Source organism: Flavobacterium phragmitis, assembly GCF_900112575.1.
Taxonomy (GTDB): Bacteria; Bacteroidota; Bacteroidia; order Flavobacteriales; family Flavobacteriaceae; genus Flavobacterium; species Flavobacterium phragmitis.
In genome coordinates this window covers 36031-60765 of the sequence record NZ_FOMH01000004.1, presented here as the reverse complement: position 1 = coordinate 60765, position 24735 = coordinate 36031, and the positions used below count along the sequence as shown (strand labels likewise).

General features: G+C 32.9%; 24 protein-coding genes. 16 read left to right on the top strand and 8 right to left on the bottom strand.

Going from position 1 to position 24735, the window contains the following annotated elements; all coding sequences use genetic code 11:
* Nucleotide 1: 1 nt before the first annotated feature.
* Together BM289_RS08360 and BM289_RS08355 are read right to left on the bottom strand one after the other, a co-directional pair.
* The gene (locus BM289_RS08360) at nucleotides 2-2209 is read right to left on the bottom strand and encodes a TonB-dependent receptor (RefSeq protein ID WP_244165344.1); all 2208 of its coding nucleotides are present in this window, start codon (nucleotides 2207-2209) and stop codon (nucleotides 2-4) included.
* A 142-nt stretch (nucleotides 2210-2351) separates the two neighbouring features.
* Complete coding sequence (locus tag BM289_RS08355) at nucleotides 2352-3065, bottom strand: pyridoxine 5'-phosphate synthase (RefSeq protein WP_091492417.1); 714 nt, start codon at nucleotides 3063-3065, stop codon at nucleotides 2352-2354.
* Nucleotides 3066-3180: 115 nt separating this feature from the next.
* Between BM289_RS08355 and BM289_RS08350 the strand changes: the two genes are divergently transcribed.
* The 8 genes from BM289_RS08350 to murI all read left to right on the top strand — a co-directional run bounded on the left by BM289_RS08350 (nucleotide 3181) and on the right by murI (nucleotide 11625).
* A complete protein-coding gene (locus BM289_RS08350; protein WP_091492416.1) occupies nucleotides 3181-3840 on the top strand; it encodes a CBS domain-containing protein in 660 nt (219 codons plus the stop codon).
* A gap of 99 nt (nucleotides 3841-3939) precedes the next feature.
* On the top strand, nucleotides 3940-4824 hold the full coding sequence (locus BM289_RS08345; protein ID WP_091492414.1) for an NAD kinase: 885 nt from the start codon (nucleotides 3940-3942) through the stop codon (nucleotides 4822-4824).
* Between the two features lie 173 nt (nucleotides 4825-4997).
* On the top strand, nucleotides 4998-5687 hold the full coding sequence (gene porG, locus BM289_RS08340) for a type IX secretion system protein PorG (RefSeq protein ID WP_091492413.1): 690 nt from the start codon (nucleotides 4998-5000) through the stop codon (nucleotides 5685-5687).
* A 1-nt stretch (nucleotide 5688) separates the two neighbouring features.
* Nucleotides 5689-6429, top strand: a complete 741-nt coding sequence (locus tag BM289_RS08335) for an isoprenyl transferase (protein WP_091492411.1) — start codon at nucleotides 5689-5691, stop codon at nucleotides 6427-6429.
* Nucleotides 6362-9100 carry an outer membrane protein assembly factor BamA gene (gene bamA / locus BM289_RS08330; RefSeq protein ID WP_091492410.1) on the top strand — a complete coding sequence of 913 codons (2739 nt, stop codon included), beginning with the start codon at nucleotides 6362-6364 and terminating at the stop codon, nucleotides 9098-9100. The genes BM289_RS08335 and bamA overlap by 68 nt, the downstream gene beginning before the upstream one ends.
* Before the next feature lie 42 nt (nucleotides 9101-9142).
* Nucleotides 9143-10180, top strand: coding sequence for an OmpH/Skp family outer membrane protein (locus tag BM289_RS08325; protein WP_091492408.1), 1038 nt, complete (start codon nucleotides 9143-9145; stop codon nucleotides 10178-10180).
* Nucleotides 10181-10194: 14 nt separating this feature from the next.
* A complete protein-coding gene (locus BM289_RS08320) occupies nucleotides 10195-10698 on the top strand; it encodes an OmpH/Skp family outer membrane protein (protein WP_179001562.1) in 504 nt (167 codons plus the stop codon).
* A gap of 150 nt (nucleotides 10699-10848) precedes the next feature.
* On the top strand, nucleotides 10849-11625 hold the full coding sequence (murI, locus tag BM289_RS08315) for a glutamate racemase (RefSeq protein WP_091492407.1): 777 nt from the start codon (nucleotides 10849-10851) through the stop codon (nucleotides 11623-11625).
* Between the two features lies 1 nt (nucleotide 11626).
* On the opposite strand, the gene BM289_RS08310 is transcribed toward murI, so the two are convergent.
* Both BM289_RS08310 and BM289_RS08305 read right to left on the bottom strand, forming a co-directional pair.
* Entirely contained in the window at nucleotides 11627-12862 is a 1236-nt protein-coding gene (locus BM289_RS08310) for a BamG family beta-barrel-assembly machinery protein (protein WP_091492405.1), read from the bottom strand.
* On the bottom strand, nucleotides 12862-14190 hold the full coding sequence (locus BM289_RS08305) for a DUF4270 family protein (RefSeq protein WP_091492403.1): 1329 nt from the start codon (nucleotides 14188-14190) through the stop codon (nucleotides 12862-12864). Before BM289_RS08305 ends, BM289_RS08310 begins: the two co-directional genes overlap by 1 nt.
* Nucleotides 14191-14422: 232 nt before the next feature.
* On the opposite strand from BM289_RS08305, the gene BM289_RS08300 reads away from it, so the two are divergent.
* The 5 genes from BM289_RS08300 (at nucleotide 14423) to BM289_RS08280 (ending at nucleotide 18562) form a co-directional block, all read left to right on the top strand.
* On the top strand, nucleotides 14423-15253 hold the full coding sequence (locus BM289_RS08300; RefSeq protein WP_091492402.1) for a DUF6268 family outer membrane beta-barrel protein: 831 nt from the start codon (nucleotides 14423-14425) through the stop codon (nucleotides 15251-15253).
* Between the two features lie 17 nt (nucleotides 15254-15270).
* Complete coding sequence (locus BM289_RS08295) at nucleotides 15271-16275, top strand: Kelch repeat-containing protein (RefSeq protein ID WP_091492400.1); 1005 nt, start codon at nucleotides 15271-15273, stop codon at nucleotides 16273-16275.
* Nucleotides 16262-16594, top strand: a complete 333-nt coding sequence (locus BM289_RS08290; protein ID WP_091492843.1) for a DUF4907 domain-containing protein — start codon at nucleotides 16262-16264, stop codon at nucleotides 16592-16594. Before BM289_RS08295 ends, BM289_RS08290 begins: the two co-directional genes overlap by 14 nt.
* Nucleotides 16595-17710 carry a sensor histidine kinase gene (locus BM289_RS08285; protein ID WP_091492399.1) on the top strand — a complete coding sequence of 372 codons (1116 nt, stop codon included), beginning with the start codon at nucleotides 16595-16597 and terminating at the stop codon, nucleotides 17708-17710.
* Nucleotides 17711-17845: 135 nt separating this feature from the next.
* The gene (locus BM289_RS08280) at nucleotides 17846-18562 is read left to right on the top strand and encodes a LytR/AlgR family response regulator transcription factor (protein ID WP_091492397.1); all 717 of its coding nucleotides are present in this window, start codon (nucleotides 17846-17848) and stop codon (nucleotides 18560-18562) included.
* Nucleotides 18563-18636: 74 nt separating this feature from the next.
* On the opposite strand, the gene BM289_RS08275 is transcribed toward BM289_RS08280, so the two are convergent.
* Nucleotides 18637-19161, bottom strand: coding sequence for a gamma carbonic anhydrase family protein (locus tag BM289_RS08275; protein WP_091492395.1), 525 nt, complete (start codon nucleotides 19159-19161; stop codon nucleotides 18637-18639).
* 11 nt (nucleotides 19162-19172) lie between these two features.
* The gene (locus BM289_RS08270) at nucleotides 19173-20165 is read right to left on the bottom strand and encodes a PorP/SprF family type IX secretion system membrane protein (protein ID WP_091492394.1); all 993 of its coding nucleotides are present in this window, start codon (nucleotides 20163-20165) and stop codon (nucleotides 19173-19175) included.
* A gap of 143 nt (nucleotides 20166-20308) precedes the next feature.
* On the opposite strand from BM289_RS08270, the gene BM289_RS08265 reads away from it, so the two are divergent.
* From BM289_RS08265 to BM289_RS08255, 3 genes are all read left to right on the top strand, one after another.
* Nucleotides 20309-21208 carry a NifU family protein gene (locus BM289_RS08265; protein WP_091492392.1) on the top strand — a complete coding sequence of 300 codons (900 nt, stop codon included), beginning with the start codon at nucleotides 20309-20311 and terminating at the stop codon, nucleotides 21206-21208.
* Nucleotides 21209-21358: 150 nt separating this feature from the next.
* Nucleotides 21359-21766, top strand: a complete 408-nt coding sequence (locus BM289_RS08260; RefSeq protein ID WP_091492391.1) for a hypothetical protein — start codon at nucleotides 21359-21361, stop codon at nucleotides 21764-21766.
* Between the two features lie 86 nt (nucleotides 21767-21852).
* Entirely contained in the window at nucleotides 21853-22665 is an 813-nt protein-coding gene (locus tag BM289_RS08255) for a mechanosensitive ion channel family protein (protein ID WP_091492389.1), read from the top strand.
* A 2-nt stretch (nucleotides 22666-22667) separates the two neighbouring features.
* Here BM289_RS08255 and tsaB read toward each other — a convergent pair whose 3' ends face one another.
* Both tsaB and BM289_RS08245 read right to left on the bottom strand, forming a co-directional pair.
* On the bottom strand, nucleotides 22668-23342 hold the full coding sequence (tsaB, locus tag BM289_RS08250; RefSeq protein ID WP_091492387.1) for a tRNA (adenosine(37)-N6)-threonylcarbamoyltransferase complex dimerization subunit type 1 TsaB: 675 nt from the start codon (nucleotides 23340-23342) through the stop codon (nucleotides 22668-22670).
* A 98-nt stretch (nucleotides 23343-23440) separates the two neighbouring features.
* Nucleotides 23441-24730, bottom strand: a complete 1290-nt coding sequence (locus BM289_RS08245) for an efflux RND transporter periplasmic adaptor subunit (protein WP_091492386.1) — start codon at nucleotides 24728-24730, stop codon at nucleotides 23441-23443.
* Nucleotides 24731-24735: the final 5 nt, after the last annotated feature.

The following is a 24735-nucleotide window of genomic DNA, read 5'->3' as shown; positions in this document are numbered from 1 at the left end:
CTTAAAATTTAAATCGCCAACTTACAGAAGGAAGAATTCTGTACAAAACTTTCTCTTCTTGTTTTACCACAACTTTGTCCTTGTTTTCATTTACTTCTACATCCAAAACTACATAAATAGGATTTGAGATATTGAATGTATTGTAGATCGAAAAATTTAAAGCACTTTCTTTCTTTGAAGTTTTCACGAAATAGTAATTTGCAGAAATATCGGTTCTAATATAATTTGGCATTTGTGCATTATTATATCCTGAATATTCTTTCACCGGATTATTATTGATAAAATACCAGGAAGTCGGCATTGTGAATCGATTTCCTGAACCAAATATTTGAGTTATGCCAAAATTCCATTTTGCATTTAAATCGTACATTCCAACGACAGAAAGATTATGTCTTCTGTCATATTTTGCGAAATACGTTTTGCCATTGTTGAGTTCATCAAAATTTCGATCGGACCAGCTTAAAGTATAACTCAGCCAGCCGCTAAATTTTCCGCTGCTTTTTTTCAGCATCACTTCAAATCCGTAAGCTTTTCCTTTTCCAACATATAAATCATTCTTAAGCGTTGTGATTTCATTGAATTGAGTTATTCCATATGGATATTCGAGCAGATTTTTCATCGAACGATAAAAACCTCCAAAAGAAGACGAAAAATTTCTAGTAATGTTTTGGTTTGAACCTATAGAAAATTCATTAGAAGATTGCGGTTTTATTTCGTCAGAACTGGCAATCCAGAAATCGGTAGGAATACCAACGCTTGAAGTCGTGATTAAACTCAGATATTGATATTGCCTATTGTAAGAAGCATAAAACGAATAATTCTCATTTGCATAATAATTCAGTATCATGCGAGGCTGAAAATGCAAATAAGAATCCGATTCCGAAGTATAATAATTCATCCGAAGTCCTAAATCAGCCGTAACTTTTTCTAATAATTTAGGATTTGCACTCACAAAAACTGCCGCTTCATTTGCAGAAATCGTTCTTTGCGAATAATTATCTACTGTAGTTAGATTTTCTACATTCACTTTTTGAGGCTGTAAATCATGATAAACGTATTGTACCCCAGACTCAAACGGAATGTTTCCAATCGAAAATTTGACAGCATTGGTAAAACCAAAATCTTTCACATAGGAAGAAACTCCAAATTCAATTGTTGCCTGCTCCATATTCAATTCATTCGAATATTGACTAAAGTAAAAAGAATTCGACATACTTACTTTAGGAGAAAAGATAGTATTTAAAGATGGGGAAACTGTAAAATTGCTCCATTTTAAATTGGTTTTCAGTGCTAGATTTCCGTCTTTTATTTTTAATTCATCTCCACTCACAAAAGCATTTAATGAGAATAAACTTTTCTTAGAAATCTGAGATAAAAAAGTAAAATTGGCATCAGAAAAACCATATTTCATATTTTGGACGTCGTTATTTGAACCTGATTTTAATAGCGGTCCCATAACTTCGTCAATATATGTTTTTCTTCCAGAAACATAAAATCCCGTTTTATCTGTCAGCGGAACCGACAAAGTTAACTGTGAAGCCAAAATACCTGCATTACCCTGAATAGAAAATTCCGACGGTATTTTTTTATTTGTATTTAAAAGTGTAGTAGAACTTAATCGTCCACCGTATTTTGGGTTCGAACTTGATTTATCAAATTCAACATCTTTAATATGGTCTGTATTGTAAAAAGGGAAGATTCCTAACAAATGAGACATTCCATAAATAGGCGACTCATTATACAAAATTGCATTATGTCCAGGATCGCCTCCGCGAACATACAAATACCCATTTGCATCTCCTGAATTCTGAACTCCCGGCATCAATTGCAGTAATTTGATGACATCTGTAGTTCCTAAAACTGTTGGCACAGCGTTTAATTCTTTCAAATTAAGAGAAAGCTTTCCTGCAGATAAAGTTTTGATGCCGCTTTTCTTGTCATTTGGAACAATTACTTCCTTTAACTGTGCAGCATCTTTTTCTAAAACAATCGAAATTACAGTGTCTTTTAAGACATTACAGTAAACTGTTTTCGATAAAAAATCCAAATGATTAACTCTGATCATCAAATTTCCCGAAGAAACAATCTCCGAGAAGCTTCCTAAGCTATCAGCAACTGCATTAATCTGTTTTTTATTAATCTCTAAAGAGACATTTGCTCCAGCGAGCTTTTGGTTATCAGAAGATGTTATAATTCCCGTTATCCTCACATCTGACTGGGCAAAAATGTTAGAAAAACAGAACAAAAAAAAGAGAATAGCAGATTTCGACACTTAGATTTTAATAAGAAAAGTGCGAAAATAAACAATTATAACCCAATTACATCAGGTTATAATTGTTTTAATTTTATTCTTACTTCAATTTATTCAAATACATATTTACCACATTATCCAATCCAAGATAAAGTGCTTCTGAAATCAAGGCGTGTCCAATTGAAACTTCCAATAATCCAGGAATATTTTGTTTGAAGAATTGAATATTCTCTAAGCTCAAATCATGTCCAGCATTGATTCCTAAACCTAATTCATTTGCTAATACGGCTGCTTTTACATAAGGATCGATTCCGTTTTTGTTTCCTAAATCATATTGGTGCGCAAAAGCTTCTGTATACAATTCAATTCTGTCTGTTCCTGTTTTTTTTGCACCTTCGATCATTTCTAAAACTGGATCAACAAAAATGGAAGTTCTGATTCCGTTTCTTTGGAACTCCTGAATTACTTCTGTCAAATATTCCTGATTTTTAATGGTATCCCAACCCGCTGAAGACGTAATTGCCCCAATTGCATCTGGAACTAGTGTAACCTGATCCGGCTTACATTCTAAAACCAAATCGATAAAATTATGCTGCGGATTTCCTTCAATATTATATTCTGTTGTAATAATCGCTTTCAAATCTCGTGCATCCTGATAGCGGATATGACGCTCATCTGGACGCGGATGAATTGTAATTCCCTGTCCTCCAAAACGCTGAATATCTACAGCTACTTTTAATAAATCAGGTACATTTCCGCCTCTTGCATTTCGAAGCGTTGCAATTTTATTGATATTTACACTTAACTTTGTCATATAAATAGATAATTAATTCTAGTAACACTATATTTGTTACGACAAAAATACAAAGTAAAACGCAGCAGTTTTCGGTATTTTTTGATTATTTTGCATCAAATATCTTCAACGATTTATGACAGAAATTACAAACTATATCACCAACGATTTCAGAGCGATTGATAGTCAGGAAACGATAGCATCGATTCAGGACTTTTTTATTGATGTAAATTTTTCTCATTTTCCAATTCTAGAAGATGGGGTTTTTATTGGAAGTATTTCTTCTGAAGACGTAGAAACATTTGACACCGATAAAAAAGCGATCGACTACAAATATACTTTGGAACGTTTTTTTGCCAGAAAATCGATGATTTGGCTGGATGTTCTGGAAGTTTTCGCTAAAAACCACACCAATATACTTCCGATTCTTGACGAAAATAACGCTTACATTGGCTATTACGAAATGGAAGATATCATGAAATTCTTTCAGGAAACACCATTTTTAAAAGAACCGGGAGGCATTATTATTGTTCAAAAAGGGCTTTTGGATTATTCTATGAGCGAGGTAACTCAGATTGTAGAAAGCAATAATGGTAAAGTTTTAGGCTGTTTTGTTTCTGATGGCGACTTAGAAAACGTTCAAATTACCATTAAAATAGCTTTAGGAGCCATTAATGAAATTATTCAGACTTACAGAAGATACGGTTATGAGATTATTTCAGAACATCAGGAAGATACCTATATTAACAGTTTGAAAGAACGCTCCGATTATTTAGACAAATATCTCAACATATAAGTTATGAATGTGCCAATGAGAAAATTAGTTAATTAGATAATTTTCACATTTCCCAATTATCTAATTGACACATTGACAAATTCTCTAATTTAACATAGAATGAAAATAGCCATTTACGGACAATATTATCAAAATAGTACAGAACCCATTATAAAAGACATTTTCATGTTCTTCAATTCCAATAATGTTGAAATGGTCATTGAAGAAAATTTCCTGAACATGCTTTATGAAAAACAGCTTGTAAAAAAAGAATACAAAACTTTTTCGCCAAGCACTGCTTTAGATAATAGCTTTGAAATGCTCATTAGTATTGGTGGCGACGGCACTATTTTAAGGGCTGCCGCATTTGTTCGTAATTCTGGTGTTCCTTTATTAGGTATAAACGCTGGAAGATTAGGCTTTCTTGCCAAAGTACAGAAAGAGAACATCGATATTTTATTGCAATATGTTATCGATCAAAATTACACGACTTCTGAACGTACCTTATTAGGTTTAACTGCCGAACCCCTAAACGAAGCTTTTGAGGAACTTAACTTTGCTATGAATGAAGTTACCGTGAGCAGAAAAGATACTACTTCGATGATTACTGTTGAAACTTATCTAAACAATGAATATTTAAACTCCTATTGGGCAGACGGATTGATTATTTCTACTCCAACCGGCTCTACAGGATATTCCCTAAGCTGTGGCGGCCCAATATTAACTCCAGATGTAAAAAGTCTTGTAATTACGCCAATAGCTCCGCATAATTTAACCGCCAGACCACTTGTAATTCCGGATGATACTGAAATCACTTTAAGAGTTACAGGAAGAGAAGACCAATATTTGGTCTCATTAGATTCGAGAATTTCTTCGGTGAAAAACGAATCTACTTTAAAAATTAAAAAAACAGATTATAAAATTAAAATGGTCGAAATTCCAGGGGAAACTTTCTTGAAAACCTTAAGAAACAAATTACTCTGGGGAGAGGATAAAAGAAATTAAACTCTTTTCTAATTCTCTACTATACGATAATGCCACATTTTCTCGTTCTGCATATAGTGAATCATCATTAAATGGCTCAAAATCATAACGTAAATTGAAAAAGAAGCACATTTAACTAAAGGAACTTTGATTCGTATTGATAATTATTATATTTGCACGCAATTTTGAATTAAATGAAGAAAATTTTTAATTTATTGTTATGTTTTTTCCCGCTTATTACACTAAATGCTCAAATCAATGAGCTTGGTGTTTTTCTTGGCGGAAGCAACTTTGTTGGCGATGTTGGCAAAACAACTTATATCGCTCCAGAAAAAATAGCTTTTGGTGTTCTTTACAAATGGAACAGAAGCCCAAGACACTCATGGAGATTCTCTTATACACAATCAGAAGTTTCTGGAAATGATTATAAATCGGAAGAAACAGGAAGAAATCAAAGAGGATATCATTTTGACAACAATATTAAAGAGCTTTCTGCGGGATTAGAGTTTAATTTTTTTGATTTCAATCTGCACGATTATCACACAAAAATCACACCTTACGTATATTCGGGATTAAATTTCTTTATCTTCGATAACTTATATAGGTATACTGCAAGTCCAAATGAAATTTATTCTGAACATTCAAGCTCTCTTGCAATACCTTTTATATTAGGTATAAAATCGAACATAACACCGCGTTTCGTTTTAGGACTTGAAACAGGAGTACGTTATACTTTTACAGACAATATCGACGGAAGTAACCCTAAAACAAGTAGTTCAAACATTTTAAAGTTTGGAAATTTAAATAATAATGACTGGTATGTTTTTTCAGGTGTTACCTTAACATACACCTTCGGAAAAAAACCTTGCTATTGCGCAGAATAAAATGAATTTAATAGAATCAATAGATCACACAAACTTACCTAAACACCTAGCCATTATTATGGATGGCAACGGACGATGGGCAAAACAACAAGGCTATCTTCGTGCGTTTGGACATGAAAATGGAACAAAATCTGTAAAAGAGATTATCAAAACTTCTGCTAAGCTGGGTATTGAATATCTGACCTTATATGCTTTCTCTACAGAAAACTGGAACCGCCCAAAACTTGAGGTTCAAGCATTAATGAAAATATTGATTAATTCTTTAAAAAAAGAGCTCATTACTCTTCAAGAAAACAATATCCGTCTTAATGCAATTGGAAATCTTGACAAATTGCCAAAAACAGCCCAAAAAGAGCTTTTGGATGTTATGGAAAAAACTAAAGACAATTCTCGACTAACACTAACTCTTGCTTTAAGCTATGGATCTAGAGAAGAACTGGTAAGTGCCGTAAAGACAATAAGTGATAAAGTTAAAAATAATATAATTTCAATAGACACTATTGACGATTCAATTATAAATGAGCATCTTTACACGCAAAATTTACCAGACGTAGATTTATTAATACGAACAAGTGGAGAACATAGAATAAGTAATTTTCTGCTTTGGCAGATTGCCTATGCAGAATTGTATTTTACTAATGTCTTGTGGCCAGACTTTAAAGACCAAGATTTATATGAGGCTATTATTAGTTATCAAAAAAGAGAACGTAGATTTGGAAAAACCAGTGAACAAATTAAATAATTTTTTAGTGTTGCAAAAAAAAATACAAATAGTCCTTACCCTCCTAATGCTGGGTGGTTTTTCACAAATTAAAGCACAAGAAAGAGTTCCTTTTGATCAAGGGAAAAAATATATCCTAGCCAAAGTTTCCGTAGTTGGTAAAATAAGCTTCAATGAACAAACCGTTGTAACCTTTTCAGGACTTCAAAAAGGTCAGGAAATCACGGTTCCTGGAGAAGAAATTAGTAGTGCAATTAAAAAATTAGGTAAACTTGGTTTATTTGATGAAATTGCTTTTTACGTAAATAAAATAGAACACGATAGTATCTATCTGGATTTAGATATTATTGAACTCCCTAAACTTAACGAAGTGAAATTTGTTGGAGTTAAGAAAGGTAAAGTGGAAGGTTTAATTAAGGATAACAACCTGACTAAAAACAAAATAGTCAATGAAAACTTAATTACAACGACAAAGAATTACATTGAAAATAAATATAAAAAAGACGGTTTCTATAATACAAAAGTTACTATTACCACTACTCCCGATACCATTGCAGGAAATCAAGTAAACATGCTTGTCCGAGTTGACAAAGGAGATAAAGTAAAAATCAGCAATATTGACTTCATTGGGAATAAACAACTTACGGGAAGTCAATTGCGCGCTGCAATGAAAGACACAAAACAGAAAAACTTTATTCGTGTTTTTAAAGCGTCTAAGTTTATTCCAGAAAAGTATAAAACAGACTTAGAAAAAGTAATCGCTGCCTATAAAGAAAAAGGATATCGTGATGCTCGTATTATTTACGATTCTGTGAAGTATAACAAACAAAAAAACACACTTGCCATTAAGATTAATGTAGAAGAAGGAAATAAATACTACTTTGGTAACATTAAATTCTTAGGAAATACCGTTTATTCAGACCGCCTTTTAAGCAGTTATTTAGGAATCAAAAAAGGAGAAACTTACAATGGAGTTTTACTGGAAAAAAGAATTGCTGATAAGTCTAAACCAGATGCTGAAGACATCACCAATTTATACCAAAATAACGGTTATTTATTCTCAAATATTAATGCTGTAGAGGTTAAAACGGTTAACGACACAATTGATTTTGAGATTAGAGTTACAGAAGGTCCAATTGCATACTTCAACAAAATTACTGTCGTTGGTAATGACAAAACAAACGACCACGTTATTTATCGTGAGTTAAGAACAAAACCAGGCGAAAAATACAGTAAAGAACAGCTGGTAAGAACAATTCGTGAGATTGGACAATTAGGATTCTTTGATCCTGAGGCAATTGATCCAAAATTCAAAAATGTAGATGCTGGAGCAGGAACTGTTGATATTGAGTATAATGTTGTAGAAAAAGGATCTAGCCAGGTTGAGCTTCAAGGAGGTTACGGTGGTGGAGGTTTCATCGGAACGTTAGGACTTTCATTTAATAACTTCTCGGCTAGAAAACTCTTTGACAAAGAAGCCTATAAGCCTTTGCCAATGGGAGATGGACAAAAAGTTGCTTTGCGTTTACAAGGAAGTACTTATTTCCAAACCTATAGTTTATCGTTCTCTGAACCTTGGTTTGGAGGAAAGAAACCAGTACAATTTAGTTCTTCTATTTCATACAGTAAGCAATTTCTTAACAATTACATTACCAGAACTGTTGATAGAAGCAAAAGTTTTAATATTTTTACAGTCCAAGTTGGTTTAGCAAAAAGGTTAACTGTTCCTGATGATTACTTTGTATTATCACAATCTGTAAGTTATCAGCATTATGACTTGAACAATTACAACACAGGTTTGTTTACCTTTGGTAATGGTGCATCAAGAAACTTAGCATATACAATTGGAATTTCGAGAAGTAATAAAGGGGTTAACCCAATATTTCCAACTTATGGTTCTGAGTTTAGTATTTCTGCAAAAGTTACGCCTCCATATTCTTTGTTTAATGGAATTGATTACAGCGATTTAAAAAATCAAAAAGAATATAAGAGACAATATACTGGTACTAATGGATACGATGATTTTGGTCAACCGTTAAATAATGGTGACTATATCAAAACTGACACTCAAGGAAGAGTTTCAAGCGTTGGGTCAGATTATGCAAGTGCCGATACAGATGTATCTAAAGTCGATCAGAAAAAATACAATTGGTTAGAATATTATAAAGTTAAATTTAAAGGAGACTGGTATACTAAAGTTTATGGAAAATTAGTTTTAAGAACCCTTACAGAATTTGGTTTCTTAGGAGCTTATAATCAAGATAGAGGTGTTATTCCGTTTGAGCGTTTTTACTTAGGAGGAGATGGTATGGCAAATTACTCAATGGATGGTAGAGAGACTATTCAGTTGAGAGGTTATCCTAACAACTCTTTAACTCCGGTAAATACAAATGGAGACCCAATTGGAGCAACTATTTATAATAAATTCTCTATGGAATTGCGTTATCCAATTACATTAAAAGCATCAGCTTCTATTTATGCTTTAACATTCTTAGAGGCAGGTTCATCATATCCAACGTTTAAAGATTACAATCCGTTTGATTTGAGCCGTTCCGCTGGTGCTGGTTTACGCGTATTTATGCCTGCATTTGGATTGTTAGGTATTGACTTTGGTTACGGATTTGATGCGCTTCCTGGACAAACAAAAGCTAATGGCTGGGAAACACACTTTATTATTGGACAACAATTTTAGAGAAATAGCGTTTGGTTAAAAATCATCAAATAAAGTTATGTTATGAGAAAACAATTTTTATTTATATTTTTAGCCTTGATTGTAGCAAATACAAGTCAGGCACAAGGTAAGACGACTAGAATTGGCTACATCGACATGGAATATATTTTAGAAAATGTTTCCGATTATAAAGAAGCTAAATCCCAATTAGAGCAAAAAGCTCAGAAGTGGAAACAAGAAGTTGAGGCTAAAAAATTAAATATAAATACACTGAAGGAAAGCTTAAAAACAGAAAAAGCTTTACTTACAAAAGAATTAATTGAAGAGAGAGAAACTGAAATTAAGTTTCAAGAACAAGAAATGATGGATTACCAGCAGAAACAATTTGGTGCTGATGGTAATTTGATGAGACAAAAAGCGGCTTTGGCTAAGCCAATCCAAGATCAAGTTTTTACTGCGGTTCAAGATATTGCAGAAGCTAAAAATTATGACTTTATTTTTGATAAATCATCAGATCTTACAATGCTTTTCAGCAACAAAAGATTTGACATCAGCGATCAGGTTTTAAGAGTTTTAAATCGTACGGAAAAACGGGAACAGCTTTCTAAAAAACAATTAAAAGAACAGGAAGCAAAAGAAAATCTTGAAAATGCAATAGACGAAAACCCAGCAATGGCAGAACGTCAAAAAGCTCTTGACGAGAAAAAAGCGGCTAGAGAAAAACTTATTCAAGATCGAAAATTGGAGCAGGAAGCTAAGAAAAAGGAATATGATGACCGACGTAAAGCTTTAGCGGCTGAAAGAGAGGCTAAAAAAACTGGCACGGTTTCTGAAACAGCTAAAACAACGCCTGCCACAACAGCACCTGCAGCAACAGAAGCGGCTAAAACAAATACAACTGCCAAACCTGCTGCAACTGGAACAGAGCAAACAACAACGACTGCTGATCCAGCTATGACAAAAGCAGAAGAAAGACAGTTACTTTACGAACAGCGTAAAAAAGAATTAGAAGAAAAAAGAAAGAAAATTTTAGAAGAGAGAGAAGCTGCTAAGAAAGCAAAAGAAACTGAAACGCAAAAAACAAATACGACCAATAATTAATTAATATTTTAAAAATGATGAAACAAATCAAAACTTTACTAATTGCTGCAATTCTAATTTTAGGAGCAAGTAACACAATGAACGCACAAGCGAAGGTAGCTCATGTTGATGTCAGCGAGATTATGTCGAAAATGCCTGCTATGCTAGATGCTCAAAATCAGCTGCAAAAATTAAGTGGGACATATGATGCTGAATACAAAAAGATGGTTGATGAATATCAAGTAAAAATCAAAAAGTATGAAGCAGAAGCTGCTACAGTAACTGATGCTGTTAACGGTGAGCGTTCTAAAGAAGTTCAAGATATGCAAAAAAGAATTGTTGATTACAGAGACAATGCACAAAAAGAACTACAACAAAAAGAAACTGATATCGTAAAACCTTTGATGGAAAAAGTTAAAAATTCTATCCAAAAAGTTGGAAAAGCTAAAGGTTTCCAATACATCTTAGACGGTTCTACTTTATTATTAGCTGATGGTCCAAACATCACTGCTGACGTTAAAAAAGATTTAGGATTCTAAGAACCCTAAAAAATCAAAAATCAACTGTTCAATTCTACAAAATTGAGCAGTTTTTTTTTACAAAAAATTAAAATAAATCTTCTATATAATTTGAAGAATTGAATTAACTTAGAGTAACAAATTTTATCTAAAAAATAGTAATTTTGCTTTATGACAAACAATAATCCTATAGGCGTTTTTGATTCTGGTATTGGCGGAACTTCCATCTGGAGCGCTATTCACGATCTCCTTCCAAACGAAAAAACCATTTACCTGGCTGACAGCAAAAATGCTCCTTACGGTCAGAAAACTAAGGATGAAATTGTCGCATTAAGCAAAAAAAATGTAGAGTTTTTACTTGAAAATAATTGCAAACTAATTGTTGTTGCCTGCAATACTGCTACAACAAATGCCATACGAGAGCTACGCGCAGATTACGATATTCCGTTTGTTGGAATTGAACCTGCTATTAAACCTGCGGCAAATAATTCACAGACACAAGTAATTGGAATCTTGGCCACAAAAGGAACCTTAAACAGTGAGTTGTTCAACAAAACTGCCGAAATGTTTCAGAATACCAAAATAGTGGAACAAGTTGGTTATGGACTTGTCCAGCTTATTGAAGATGGCAATTTATATTCTCCAGAAATGACACAGCTTTTGGAGTCTTATCTAAAACCAATGGTCGAAGCCAATATCGATTATCTGGTTTTAGGATGCAGTCATTATCCGTATTTAATTCCTCAAATAAAAAAAATCATCCCAGATCATATTAAAATTATTGATTCTGGTGAGGCTGTAGCCAGACAAACAAAAAACCTACTTCAAGATAAAGTAGGCTTTTCAGAAATCAAACAAAATGATCCGATTTTTTATGTCAATTCAGACCCAAAAGTATTGGAATCTATCTTAGAATATAAATATCCTGTTATTCAAAAGGACTTTTAATTTATTCAATTTTTCGTTTGACAAACCAAATTCCGTCCAACGCTAAATTAAGTGATATTTTATGGTAGTTTTCTTTTATTAAATCATTTGCTATTCTTCCTTTCTGACCATACGAATACGAAATATTTAAGGAAGAAAAAGTATTATCAATAGGCAGATTTAAACCCACCGAAAATGATGCATTATTAACACGATGTGCATCAACTTCAAGATAACCCGTATCATAACTCACACCTGCTGCATACCCTACTCTATCCCAATATTTTCGGGCATTCTTTCTAGAACTGTACGTAAATCCAGCTGCGAAACGATCTTGATTCACAAAATTACCATACAAATCAGACTGTTTGGTATCCTGCCAAAAACTTTTCTCATAATCTAGAGTAAAACTCAAATTATTTTTAAATCGTTTATTTAAACCAATTCCGATTTCTAACGGCATATAGTAATCATCTGTATCAGAAGCAACATTAGATTCAATTGTAGATGTTACTCCATCAGCAATTGCTGCTACAGATTGTACTTTAGATGCATTGATTTTTGACGGAACCTTAAATGTTGTTCCAATTGTAAAAGTTGAATCGATTTTATATTGAGCTCCCAATGTAGCACGTACTCCACTATAATCTGTTTTTTTATTAATTGTGGTAAGCGTGCTTCCAATTTGAAAAGTACGATCATCCACAGTATTTCCAAAAAGAACAGTAGCAGTTGCTCCCACTGTGAGTTTTTTACCTGCTCGATATCCATACGAAAAATCCAAGCTGTTTAATCCTCCTGATCCTTCTGCTGTAAGATAATAATACTCTTGTCCATCCATTATGGGCAGTTTTAAATTTGAAATTTTAAACGTAGAACTAGAATAAGGACGAAGAGAAAGACTAAATGCTGATTTCTTACTGACAGGAAATGCAAATGCCAAATGTGAAAACTGAAAATTATTTCGACTTTCTTTACGTGAACCACTTTGATAGGTAGTGGCAATTGCTTTTCCACCAATATCAAATAAAAAGTGATTTTGATACATAAACCCCAAAGAAGCCGGATTTAAATTATTGATAAAACTATCTGACGGTAAAGCAATTCCAGAAGAACCAATAGAAGGCAGATAACCAAAATCTGAATCATACAAACTTCCAACACCATACAATGAATAAGGCGAGCTCGATATACTTTGAGAAAACGAAGTCAGCGACATTAACATGAAGCAGCTCCATAAAACAATTTTATTTTTCATTAATATGAGATGTAATAAATTTTAAGCTGAATTTTATTGTTTAAATGCTTTTGATCTCCTAAAATCAATCTGTTAACCGATTGAGTAAGTTCTGGTAAGGTTAATATCAGAGAAGATCTCGAATCAGACTGTTTCAGCATTTCTTTCTGAAGAAAACTTCCAACTGAAATTGAATACCCTACATTCTCATTAAATTCATCACTTTTCTTGCTCAATCGCCCATAAACTGCCCCACCTGCAGAATTTGCGAGAGTACCACTTATTCTGTTTAAATTATTACCAACATAAACCTTTAAGGAATCTGCCAAAGGATATTTATCCGAATAAGAATTATTAACTGGTTTAAGAATCAGTTCTGCATCTACAATAGCACCATTTGTCGAAATATTTTTAAGTTGTTTTATATTAGGAAAATCAATCCGACAGGCTACTCCAGTTCCAGCTTGAATAAATCCCTGATTATTAGTCAGTAAACTTGACAATTTACTGGTTGAAATGGGGAGGTCTTGTATTAAAGTGCCTGTCTTATCCAACGAAATAGAATTAAACTGCTTGGAAGTATCTAAAATTGAGAAATCTAATATATTTGAAGCATTTTCATTGTCTGATTGGTATTTAGAATAATACAATCGAACCTTACTAGAAGAAACACTAAAGCCAATGACATTTGAAGAAGTTGAATTTTCTGGAACCAGTACCAGCCCTTTTAGATATTCTGTAAAACTATCAAAATCCGTAACCTCTCTCTTTTTGATTTTTTGAAAAAGTGCTTCCCCAAATACCTTACTCATTTGAACATTTATAGAATCTTTTTCTTTTGGTCTTGGTTTAAAAGAAATTTTCCCAAGGCTTTCAGAATCATAAGTCAAAGTTGAATTATTATAAAACTGATCATCTTCTTTATTAGGTTTAACTTTTTGAGTTAATCTGTAAATATTAAAGGTCTGCACTCTTGTAGTATCTCCATAATAATACTTATCATACTTAAGAATCATAGAAATAGAATCGAAAACATAATTGGTAGATTCAGTATCAGATCCAACACTATTTAAAGCATAACTATTTCCAGATAGCTGAAAATAACTGTCCGACTTTACTTTTCCGAAAAGAGGGTCATCATAATTTCCGATTAAAATTCTCCCCGTGCTGGAAGTGGCAAGTGAATCAAAATTGATAGTTGACATGTTAACTGTAGCCGTATCAATCAAAACCACCTTATTACTTAAAGCCAGATAATCTGACCCAACAGAAAAATCTCCAGTATCTGTATCTGTACCGCATGAAAATAAGCTTAGTACAAAAAGCAAGATCAATATAAACTTGTGCATAATTTATTTTTTGAACAAATATAAAATGCAAGCCTTCGCGCCACACTATAACATATACTATCAAGCTTTTTTAAGCTACAAATCGCATAAATTTATCTATGATATACATTGGCATCAAAAAAATCATTTCAACCTTAAAAAAGAGGATTTAGTCTATCAAAACACGTCATATATATATCTTCTTTTTTTTAAGAACGCTGTCCGCTTACTTTTGAAATCAATAAAATAGATAATGATAGTAAGGTTTTTAATTTGTTCTCTTTTTTCGGTTACATTTTTAAGTATCAAAGCACAAGAAAATTTTGCTGCTTATGCAAATATCAAAATAGAGCCTACAAATAAGATAAATTTTAATGAAACTGATATTGCAGTTTCGTATAAAAAGAATTTAGGAACTAAATACAAAATAGCCAACACGTTGGAATATTCGAATTTGAAAGTGAGTTATGAACTGAATCAATTTGACTTTTATCAGGAACAAGATAAATTCAATCAGATTCAAAACAGGTTTGAATTTTCGCATGAAATATCAGAAAAAACAAAATGGCAGTTTTCTATTATTCCGACAGCTAATTTTCAGCAAAATTTAGATCTATCCGACATTACTGTTTTAGGAAATATAGCAATTAACCAGCAGTTGAGTTCAAAATTAAACTTGGTTATTGGGGCAGGAAGAACCTCCATTTTTGGAGCACCAAAATTTACTCCAATTGCGGGTTTAGATTATAAATTTAGTGACAAAGCTAATTTAAGAGTTGGATTTCCCGATTCTCAAATTAAGTATTCGAATAATGAAAGAAATGAATTTAAACTGACGAATAGTTTTAACGGAAATTTTTATCATTTAGACACATCAGATGCCGTCAATAAAGCAGTTTTATCGCAAATAACAACAGCATTTGAATACGATCGCAATGTTAGTAAAAATTGGTTTTTAAATTTTAAGGCCGGTTATGATTTTAATAAAAAATACAAATTAGCAGACAGCAGTAATCGTCAAATATATGACTATAACATAGGAAATGGTTACGTCTTAGGAATAGGGATCAAATACAAACAATAAATAAAATTAAATACACTATGATTAATCTAAAAAAAGGAATTTTATTCACAGCGCTTTTTTCGAGCCTTTTTTTTGTAAGCTGCAGTAATGATGAAGATGACGAATTAATGGGAAACTGGATTAAAAAATCAGCCTTTGACGGCCCTGCAAGATCTAGTGCAACAAGTTTCGTTATTGGAGATTTCGCTTATGTTGTTGGCGGTTATACCGGCGATGAATATTTAAAAGATTTATGGATTTACAATTCTAATGGGGATTATTGGGAACAAAAAGCAGATTTTACTGGAATAGGAAGAAGTTCTGCTTCTAGTTTTGCATTAAACGATAAAGGTTATGTTGGTCTTGGTTATGATGGGACAAACAAACTGAAAGATTTTTATCAATACGACCCTGTCAGCAACAGCTGGTCACAAAAAGCAGATTTTGCAGGAACAGCTCGTTATGCTGCCGTTGGTTTTCAAGTAGGCGGTAAAGCTTATTTTGGTACTGGATATGATGGAAATTATTTAAAAGATTTTTATCAATACAATGATCAAACTGATGCTTGGACACTTGTAAACGGTTTCAGCGGTAACAAAAGACGTAATGCAACCGTTTTTGTAATTGCAGACAAAGCGTACTTAGTAACTGGTGTAAACAATGGTACTTACCAAGAAGATTTTTGGGAATTTGATCCATCAACAGATACTTGGACAAGAAAACGTGACGTCGATAAAGATACTGACGATGATTACTCATACAACGATGATTATGCGATTGTACGTTCAAATGCTTCTAGTTTCTCTATGAATGGACTTGGATACATTGTAGGTGGTGAAAATGTAAAAACAGTTTGGGAATATAATCCAACAACTGATTTATGGGAAGAAAGAACTCCAATGGAAGGTGCTATCAGAACAGATGCTGTAGCTTTTGCAATTAATAATAGAGGATATTATATGTTAGGAAGAATTGGCTCTACCTATTTTGATGATGCTTGGGAATTTAGACCATTAGATGAACAAAGTGATGATGATAACTAATGCTAAAAAACACTTCTGGAAGTCGATCCAGAAGTGTTTCCTATTTTTTATATTCTTTTTGTTCTTTATTTCCTGCACCAAAAAAGAAGCTCTTACATCTGCCTCTTTTCAAACAAATTCAGGATGGGGATACACGATTGCTTACAAAGAAAAAATTCTAATTAAACAAAGTGTTATTCCGGTAATTAGCGAAAACAAAAGTTTTGCAACAGAAGGTGATGCTATGAAAGTAGCCGATCTTGTAAAACAAAAACTCAAACAAAACTTATCACCAGCGGTAACCAAAAAAGATTTAATTTTATTAAAAATAAAATTATAAATGCAGTTAGATACCTTAAAAAATACCGGATATAACAAAATTCTATTTCATTGCGCAATATGGGTTTTCTTTATTTTAACTTCATTAATTCAGTTTTACGAAAGTCCGTTTAAGATGAGCAGTGATTTTTATCTACAATGGACCACAGGAATTGCATTGTTTTATCTGAACTATTTTTATTTGGTTCCTTCCTATCTTTTACAAAAAAAATACTGGCTTTACTTTTGGTTTGCTTTTGGCCTTATTGCTGTTTTCATGATTATTAGAATCAATTATACGATTCCTGAATTCAGACATTTAAGACCTGAAAATATAATGCCTGCACGAATGATTCCGCAAGGACCTCATTTTTTTCCGAGACCTGGCCACATGATGCCTCAAAGAATTGAGATGAGACAACCAATTTTCTTTAAACTGGGGCCTTCGTTTTTTTATATTTTGATTATAACAATTAGTGCGATTATTAGAACATTAACCGAGTTTTATAATAATCAGCAAAACAAACTGATTGCCGAAACGCATAGAACAAATACAGAATTAATATATCTGCGCAAGCAAACTAACCCGCATTTTTTATTCAATTCTCTAAACAGCATCTATTCTTTGGCACACAAAAAATCTGATTTGGTCCCTGATGCCATCGTCACGTTATCTGAACTTATGCGCTATATGCTTTATGAAACAGATAACAAAACGGTGGCTTTAGAAAAAGAAGTTAACTATATTCAGAATTACATTGAACTGCAAAAACTGAGATTAAACAATATCGAAGACATTGTAATAAATGTACATGGCGATACCAAAAACAAATTTATCGAACCATTACTTTTGATTTCTTTTGTTGAAAATGCCTTTAAATACGGAACAGATTACAAAGGTGCTGCGCATGTGAAAATTAAAATTCTCATTACCGACAATAATCTTGATTTCTGGATTGAAAACTCTATTGAAAACTATGTTAAAGATCCTGAAAACTCGGGAATTGGATTGGTAAACATTCAGAATCGTCTTGATTTACTCTATCCAAATGCACACGAATTAAACATTACTCAAGATAATGCATATTACAGAGTTCATTTAAATTTAAAATTGGATGAAATTAAAACAGGCATCTAGTACATTGAACTATTCTATCTAGAATATAATTTTAATTTCTTAACCAGTATTTTATGAAAATTTTAAAACTTAATTCACTGGTTTAAAATTACTTTTGAATGCCGAAAACAATTTATAAAACTTAATTCTGAAAGAATGAAATGTGTAATTATTGATGACGAACCTTTAGCTGTAGAATTATTGCAGGATTTTGTCAAAAAAGTAGATTCGTTGGAATTAATGAATTCTTTTAACAATGCGATTGACGCTGTTTCATTTATTAACCAGAACAATGTTGACTTGATTTTTTTGGATATCGAAATGCCTCATTTTTCTGGAATTGATTTTATAAATACTATCGAGAAAAAACCTTTGGTCATTTTTACCACTGCCTATTCAGATTATGCCGTAGAAGGTTTTAATCTCGGTGCAGTTGATTATTTGGTGAAACCAATTCCTTTTCATCGATTTTTAAAAGCAGTCGTAAGGGCACAGCAGGTTTTACAGCCGGCAGTTGTTCCACAGACTATTTCTGAAACCACAAATGCAACTGAAATCGAACAGGATTTTATGTTCGTTAGAGCAGAATACGAAAATGTGAAATTAAATTTTGCGGACATTCTTTTTATCGAAGGATTAAAAGATTATGTCAAAATTTACACGACAGACAACAAATTTACACTAACCCTTATCAGTTTAATCAAATTAGAAAATCTGCTTTCCAGCAAAGGTTTTTCGCGAATTCACAGGTCGTACATTATCAATATCAAACATGTAAAATCGATTCAGAAAAATAAGGTCTTGATAAGTGATAAAAGAGTTCCAATCAGCGAAAGCTATAAAAATGCCTTTTTTGAGAAAATCAACCTATAATTGTTTAAAATTCTAATAACAAAAATTCCAAAAGCATTAAACCTTGGAATCTGGAATTTTATTTTTTGGATTTTTTATAATTGTTCTTCGTTTTTGAACCAGCCTGAATACATTACATAATTATTCGAAATGCGCTCAATTTCGCCAGCAAAATCAGATTGATCAATATCTTTTACTTTTTTGGCAGGAACTCCTGCATAAATACTTCCAGAAGTTACAACAGTATTTTGAGTGACTACAGCTCCTGCTGCAATAATTGCATTACTTTCTACAACACAATTATCCATAACGATGGCTCCCATTCCAATCAGGACATTATCGTGAATAGTGCAACCGTGCACAATCGCATTATGACCTATAGAAACGTTATTTCCAATTACAGTTGGGTGCTTTTGATAGGTGCAATGAATAACAGCTCCATCTTGGATGTTTACTTTATTTCCGATTTTAATAAAATTAACATCTCCTCTTACCACGGCATTAAACCAGACACTGCAGGAATCACCAAAAGTAACATCTCCCACAATTGTAGCATTTTCAGCAACATAACAATCCTCTGGAATTTGAGGCGCTTTTCCGTTCACAGACTTAATCAGCATAAAAATAATATTTAGTTAACCGCAGGACAGTTGCAGTCGTAACGTTCTTTTCTACAGAATAAATTAATCCCCAAAGTAATCTGATGGTAACCACCAGTATCAAATTTCACATCTCCCATTACTTGAGAATAGGTATAAGCAAACATAAAGTTCTTGAAATTAACACCAACTATAGGCGTAAAAAATTGTAATTTTTGAGAAGCTACACCATTATTTCCAGCAAGATACTGTCCTCCATCAAAACCTCTTCTGTACGATAACGCAGCCCAAAGACTTCCAAAGTCCATATTTTTGTAAGCTTTTATGTTTAAATCAAGAGTTTTTTCTTTGGTTTTATCAAAATACTGAAAAAGGATTGAAGGTTCCCAGGTAATGTTGTTATTTTTACCAAAAACATATCCGGCACTTAATAAAAACTTTCTCAGGTTATCACTTTCATATTCTGTATACAACTCTCTTCTCGTTTCTAATAAACCCTGAACCGTTGCATGTGCATAAAAGTCCATAAAGTTATACGAAGCACCAATATCCATATTAAAATAAGAGTCTTTTTGAATAGAACCAAAAACAATAGGATCAAAAGTTCCTCCAAATTTCGTTTCGTCCAACTGGCTCTGTATTAAACCTCCGCTGATACCAAAAGAAAGCTGATTCAAATCAATCTCATCTCTCGAAAACATGATATGATGCGCATAAGTCAGTTTGACTCCTTTTTGAGAATGATATCCATTTTTATCATTAAAAACAATTATACCAGCTCCAGAACGTTCTCCTACTCTTCCATTAAAACTTAATGTTTGCAAAGTTGGCGCATCTTCTTGTCCGAACCATTGTTTTCTAGCAGTTAATCTAATCTTGGCACAATTGGCTGCACCTGCCATCGAAGGGTGAATTAAGTAATAATTATCTGATAAATAATCCGAATAAACAGGTATTCCTTCTTGAGAGTAAGAAAAAAAGGAGCAAATAAGAAAAATTAATAAAACCCTGATTTTAAATTTCATAAAGGCAATTTTGTATCAATATAATTTTCACTCCTGCAATTTAACACGATTTCCTTGAGAAGAGTCTTAATTATTTCATTAAAAAATCAAATATAGTTATTAGTAGAAAATAACTTTAGTAAATTTGCAAAAAATATACTGCCATGACAAAAATCACTATAAAAGAAACTCAAAATCCAACTATTTTAAAGTTCGAGTTTGAGGATTTTATTACTCAAAATCAAAACTTTGAGTTCAAAAACATTGACGAAGCCCAGGCTTCTCCTTTGGCTCAACAATTATTCTATTTACCATTCGTTAAGACTGTTTATATATCTGGGAATTTTATTGCTATCGAAAGATACAGCATTGTAGATTGGGATGATGTTAAAGACGCTGTTGCTGAACAAATAAGCTCTTTTGTTGAAAAAGGCGGGGTTATCATTAAAATTGATGAAACCAAAGCTAAAAAACAGCCTATTACAGTTTACGGAGAAACAACTCCAAATCCTTCTGCTTTAAAATTTGTAGTAAGCAGAATGCTGACTCGTAATGCTGTTGAATACAAAAATATCGACCAGACTGCTTCTTCCCCATTAGCTCAGGAATTATTCAAATTTCCTTATGTAAAAGAAATTTTTATTGATGAAAACTATATTTCGGTAACGAAATATGAAATTAATGACTGGTCTGAAATTACTTTAGAATTAAGAACTTTTATTAAACAGTTTATTGAAAACGGCGGTACGGTTTTAGACGAAAGTCTGATTCAAACAGCTACAAAAAATGAAGTTGCGAAAGATGAAGCCTTTGACAAGCTAGATGTAACATCACAACAAATCATTAATATCTTAGAAGAATATGTTAAACCAGCTGTAGCTGCAGATGGCGGAAATATTGCTTTCGAATCTTACAATGAAGAAGATAAAACAGTAAAAGTCCTTTTACAAGGTGCTTGCAGCGGTTGCCCATCTTCGACTTTTACTTTAAAAAGCGGGATCGAAAATATGCTGAAAAGCATGCTGAATGATGAAGCTATAAAAGTAGAAGCTTCAAATGCTTAAATCTAAAGTTAGATATATTTTATTTAAAGCGTCTCTTTGAGGCGCTTTTTTTTACACTTAAACATTAGTTATCAATTATTTACCATCAAAAAAACGAGTAATTCTATAAAATTAATTAATATTGTATTTATAACCAATTAATTAAAAACCATGGGATTATCTTCATTTTTTAAAAACTTGTTTGGTTCAACCAAAGAATCAGTAACAGAATTGGCAAATAATGCCGAAACCACTTTTGAGCACGCTAAAGAAGCTGCTGCTCCTTATATTGAAAAAGCAGAAACTTTTGCAGAAGAAGCTATTGACAAAGTAAAAGAAGTTTCTGAGCCTATCATTGATAAAGCTGCAGATTATGCTGATAAAGCAAAAGAAACTGTAAGCGAATATGCCGATAAAGCATCAGACGCAATAAGCGATGTCATTGACACTGTTAAAGAAAAAACAGCTTCTCTAACTCATGAAACCACTGAAACAATTTCTGAAACGGTTGTTGATTCAAGCGAAAAATCGGCTGCAGCAGTAGAAGAAATCGGCGATGAAGCTGCAGACAAGATATAATGTCTGTTTTCTAATAAGGTAAATATTTTTATATTTGCACAACTAATATACCTTCTCATTTGAGAAGGTTTTTTATTTTAAAAATCATGAATCTGAACCCAGAACAAGTCGGTAAATACGTTACTCGATTTACTAATATTTTTATTGATTATTCGCCTAAATTAATCTCGGCATTTATAGTTTTATTTGTTGGTTTATATGCTATAAAACTAATAAACCGAATTATTAGGAAAATAATGGAGAAGAGAAATCTTGACCCAACTCTTACTAAATTCCTTGCCGATATATTGTTGTGGGCTTTACGAATTTTATTATTCGTAACCTTTATTTCAAACCTTGGAATCGAGACTTCTTCATTCGTAGCAATTTTAGGGGCAATGGGACTTGCAATTGGTTTATCATTGCAGGGGTCACTTTCTAACTTTGCTGGCGGAATGCTTATTATCGTTTTCAAACCCTTTAAAGTTGGTGATACAATTGAAGCACAAGGTGTGATTGCAACTGTTCTTGAAATTCAGATTTTCGTCACTAAAATGATTACAGCAAACAATCAGACAGTATTTGTTCCTAATGGAGCATTATCTAACGGGAATATCATTAACTATTCGATGCAGGGAGAAAGAAGAGCCGATTTGACTTTTGCTGTTTCTTATGATTCAGACATTAAGAAAGCAAAAGAAATTTTACTAGATGTTTTAGTTCAAAATCCAAAAGTATTGAAAAAGCCTGCTCCAGAAGTTTTTGTAAAAAACCTATCCGCTAGTTCCGTTGATTTTGCTGTGCGTCCTTGGGCTAAAAATGCTGATTATGGATCTGTTTTTACTGAAACATTAGAAAATTGCAAAGCTGCACTAGACCAAGCCGGAATTGCCGTGCAGCCGTATACTATACAAAAATAATATTACTCTTTTTTAGAAGGAGCAGTAATCATAAAATCTTTTAAATAATAAGGTTCAAAATAAGCGACATCTACAGTGTCGCTTTTTTGATACTTATCAAAACTAATTTTACTCATCGCTTGTGCTGAAGGATATTTTACTTCCTCTATAAACACAAAGTTTTCTTTAGTTAAAACGGCTTTACATTTTTCGGCACAATCACCTACAAAGTAAAGCTTGTCTGTATATTCTTGAAATGAATTTTCGTCTATAATTTCAGCTTTAATCGCTCTTTCAACAGTTAAGTCTGTATTAAAAACTTCGCTGTACACTTCCATTCGGCGTGCGTCTAACATTGGAACAATTTTTCCATCTGTAACGCCTGCTTGAGAAGCCAAAGTCTGAAGCGTATCAACCGCTATCAATGGGATGTTTAAAGCATAACACAACCCTTTTGCCGCCGAAACACCAATTCTTAAACCAGTATACGATCCTGGTCCTTGGCTTACTGCAATCGCATTTAAATCTTGAACAGAAATACCTGCTTTTGCGATTACCTCTTCAATAAAAACATGAAGTTTTTCGGCATGTGAATATCCTTCCTCTGCAAGTTCACTGCAAAAAATGGTTTTACCATCTTTTGCGACAGATACTGAACAATTTTTAGTAGCCGTTTCGATGTTGAGAATAAAAGACAAAATATTTAATTTTAATTATTAGTTATTAATATCAGAATAAGCGAAGTAGAAGCTAGAAAAGGCTTCGACTTCGCTCAGCCTGACACCTATAAAATATATTATTTCTTAGGAGCTTCCGCTTTTTTAAGCTTTACTTTATCCCCAGAATTAAGTTCTTTAGAAACTGTTGTATAAGGTCCAGTAATTACCACGTCTCCGGGTTTTAGACCGGACATTACTTCAATATTGGTATCGTCCTGAATTCCAGTTTTAATCACTCTGATTTTAGCTTTGTCTCCAACTTTTACAAAAACACATTCGAATTTTTTATCACTTTTTGGAGTTGCTTTTTTCTCGTTAGGATCTTCCACTTTAAATTCTTTTACCGCCGTAGTATCCGATTTTACCACAACAGAACTAATTGGCACTGCCAATACATTTGTTTTAGTAGTAGTAATAATATCTACAGTGGCAGTCATTCCAGGTCTAAACGGAGAATACGCACTTGGTTTTCCTTCCAATAAATCCAAATACGATTCTTTTAAAATACGAACTTTAACCTTAAAGTTGGTTACTTGATCTGATGTTAGAGTTGTACTTGCAGAATTTGAAATACTGGTTACAACTCCTTTAAATTTCTTTTTCAGATAAGCATCCACTTCTACGTTTGCTTCGTCACCAATTTTAATTTTAACAATATCATTTTCATTCACATCAACTTCAACTTCCATATTGTTAAGATTGGCTACACGCAAAAGTTCGGTACCAGCCATTTGCTGTGTTCCCAAAACCCTTTCTCCTAGTTCTACATTCAGAACAGAAATTGTTCCATCTGCTGGAGAATATATTGTGGTACGTCCTAAATTGTCTTTAGCTTCAGTAACCGAAGCCGAAGCACTTTGAACATTATAATAAGCACTTTGTTTTGTAGCTTTTGCAACTTCATAAGTTGAAACTGCTTTATCCCAATCTGATTTTGAAATAACTCCTTTATCGTACAAAGTTTTATTACGGTCATAATTTAATTTTGCCTCTTTATAACTAGCATCAGATTGTGTTAAACTTGCTTTTGTTCCAGCTAAATTTGCAACAGATCTTTCTAATCCAGAAGTATATAAATCAGGATTTATTTTTACTAATAAATCGCCTTTTTTTACTACTTGGCCTTCTTTTACATTTAGCGAAATAATCTCACCCGAAACCATTGAGGCAATTTTAACTTCTATTTCCGGCTGAATTTTACCTGTTGCAGAAACTGTTTCAACAATTGTTGAAGCTGTTACTTTTGCGGTTTCCACTTCTTTTCCTTCATCTTTATTCCCTATTACTCCAGCCTTTGAAAGACCAATTAAAGCTACAATAAGTATTACTGCTCCCCCTAATAAGAAATAAACTGTTTTTTTCTTCATAATGA

Bases quoted from the DNA above. Each gene is read 5' to 3' on its own strand.
- BM289_RS08355 (WP_091492417.1), bottom strand. From the start codon at position 3,065: ATGACAAAGTTAAGTGTAAATATCAATAAAATTGCAACGCTTCGAAAT.
- BM289_RS08350 (WP_091492416.1), top strand. From the start codon at position 3,181: ATGACAGAAATTACAAACTATATCACCAACGATTTCAGAGCGATTGAT.
- BM289_RS08345 (WP_091492414.1), top strand. From the start codon at position 3,940: ATGAAAATAGCCATTTACGGACAATATTATCAAAATAGTACAGAACCC.
- porG (WP_091492413.1), top strand. From the start codon at position 4,998: ATGAAGAAAATTTTTAATTTATTGTTATGTTTTTTCCCGCTTATTACA.
- BM289_RS08335 (WP_091492411.1), top strand. From the start codon at position 5,689: ATGAATTTAATAGAATCAATAGATCACACAAACTTACCTAAACACCTA.
- bamA (WP_091492410.1), top strand. From the start codon at position 6,362: ATGAGGCTATTATTAGTTATCAAAAAAGAGAACGTAGATTTGGAAAAA.
- BM289_RS08325 (WP_091492408.1), top strand. From the start codon at position 9,143: ATGAGAAAACAATTTTTATTTATATTTTTAGCCTTGATTGTAGCAAAT.
- BM289_RS08320 (WP_179001562.1), top strand. From the start codon at position 10,195: ATGATGAAACAAATCAAAACTTTACTAATTGCTGCAATTCTAATTTTA.
- murI (WP_091492407.1), top strand. From the start codon at position 10,849: ATGACAAACAATAATCCTATAGGCGTTTTTGATTCTGGTATTGGCGGA.
- BM289_RS08310 (WP_091492405.1), bottom strand. From the start codon at position 12,862: ATGAAAAATAAAATTGTTTTATGGAGCTGCTTCATGTTAATGTCGCTG.
- BM289_RS08305 (WP_091492403.1), bottom strand. From the start codon at position 14,190: ATGCACAAGTTTATATTGATCTTGCTTTTTGTACTAAGCTTATTTTCA.
- BM289_RS08300 (WP_091492402.1), top strand. From the start codon at position 14,423: ATGATAGTAAGGTTTTTAATTTGTTCTCTTTTTTCGGTTACATTTTTA.
- BM289_RS08295 (WP_091492400.1), top strand. From the start codon at position 15,271: ATGATTAATCTAAAAAAAGGAATTTTATTCACAGCGCTTTTTTCGAGC.
- BM289_RS08290 (WP_091492843.1), top strand. From the start codon at position 16,262: ATGATGATAACTAATGCTAAAAAACACTTCTGGAAGTCGATCCAGAAG.
- BM289_RS08285 (WP_091492399.1), top strand. From the start codon at position 16,595: ATGCAGTTAGATACCTTAAAAAATACCGGATATAACAAAATTCTATTT.
- BM289_RS08280 (WP_091492397.1), top strand. From the start codon at position 17,846: ATGAAATGTGTAATTATTGATGACGAACCTTTAGCTGTAGAATTATTG.
- BM289_RS08275 (WP_091492395.1), bottom strand. From the start codon at position 19,161: ATGCTGATTAAGTCTGTGAACGGAAAAGCGCCTCAAATTCCAGAGGAT.
- BM289_RS08270 (WP_091492394.1), bottom strand. From the start codon at position 20,165: ATGAAATTTAAAATCAGGGTTTTATTAATTTTTCTTATTTGCTCCTTT.
- BM289_RS08265 (WP_091492392.1), top strand. From the start codon at position 20,309: ATGACAAAAATCACTATAAAAGAAACTCAAAATCCAACTATTTTAAAG.
- BM289_RS08260 (WP_091492391.1), top strand. From the start codon at position 21,359: ATGGGATTATCTTCATTTTTTAAAAACTTGTTTGGTTCAACCAAAGAA.
- BM289_RS08255 (WP_091492389.1), top strand. From the start codon at position 21,853: ATGAATCTGAACCCAGAACAAGTCGGTAAATACGTTACTCGATTTACT.
- BM289_RS08245 (WP_091492386.1), bottom strand. From the start codon at position 24,730: ATGAAGAAAAAAACAGTTTATTTCTTATTAGGGGGAGCAGTAATACTT.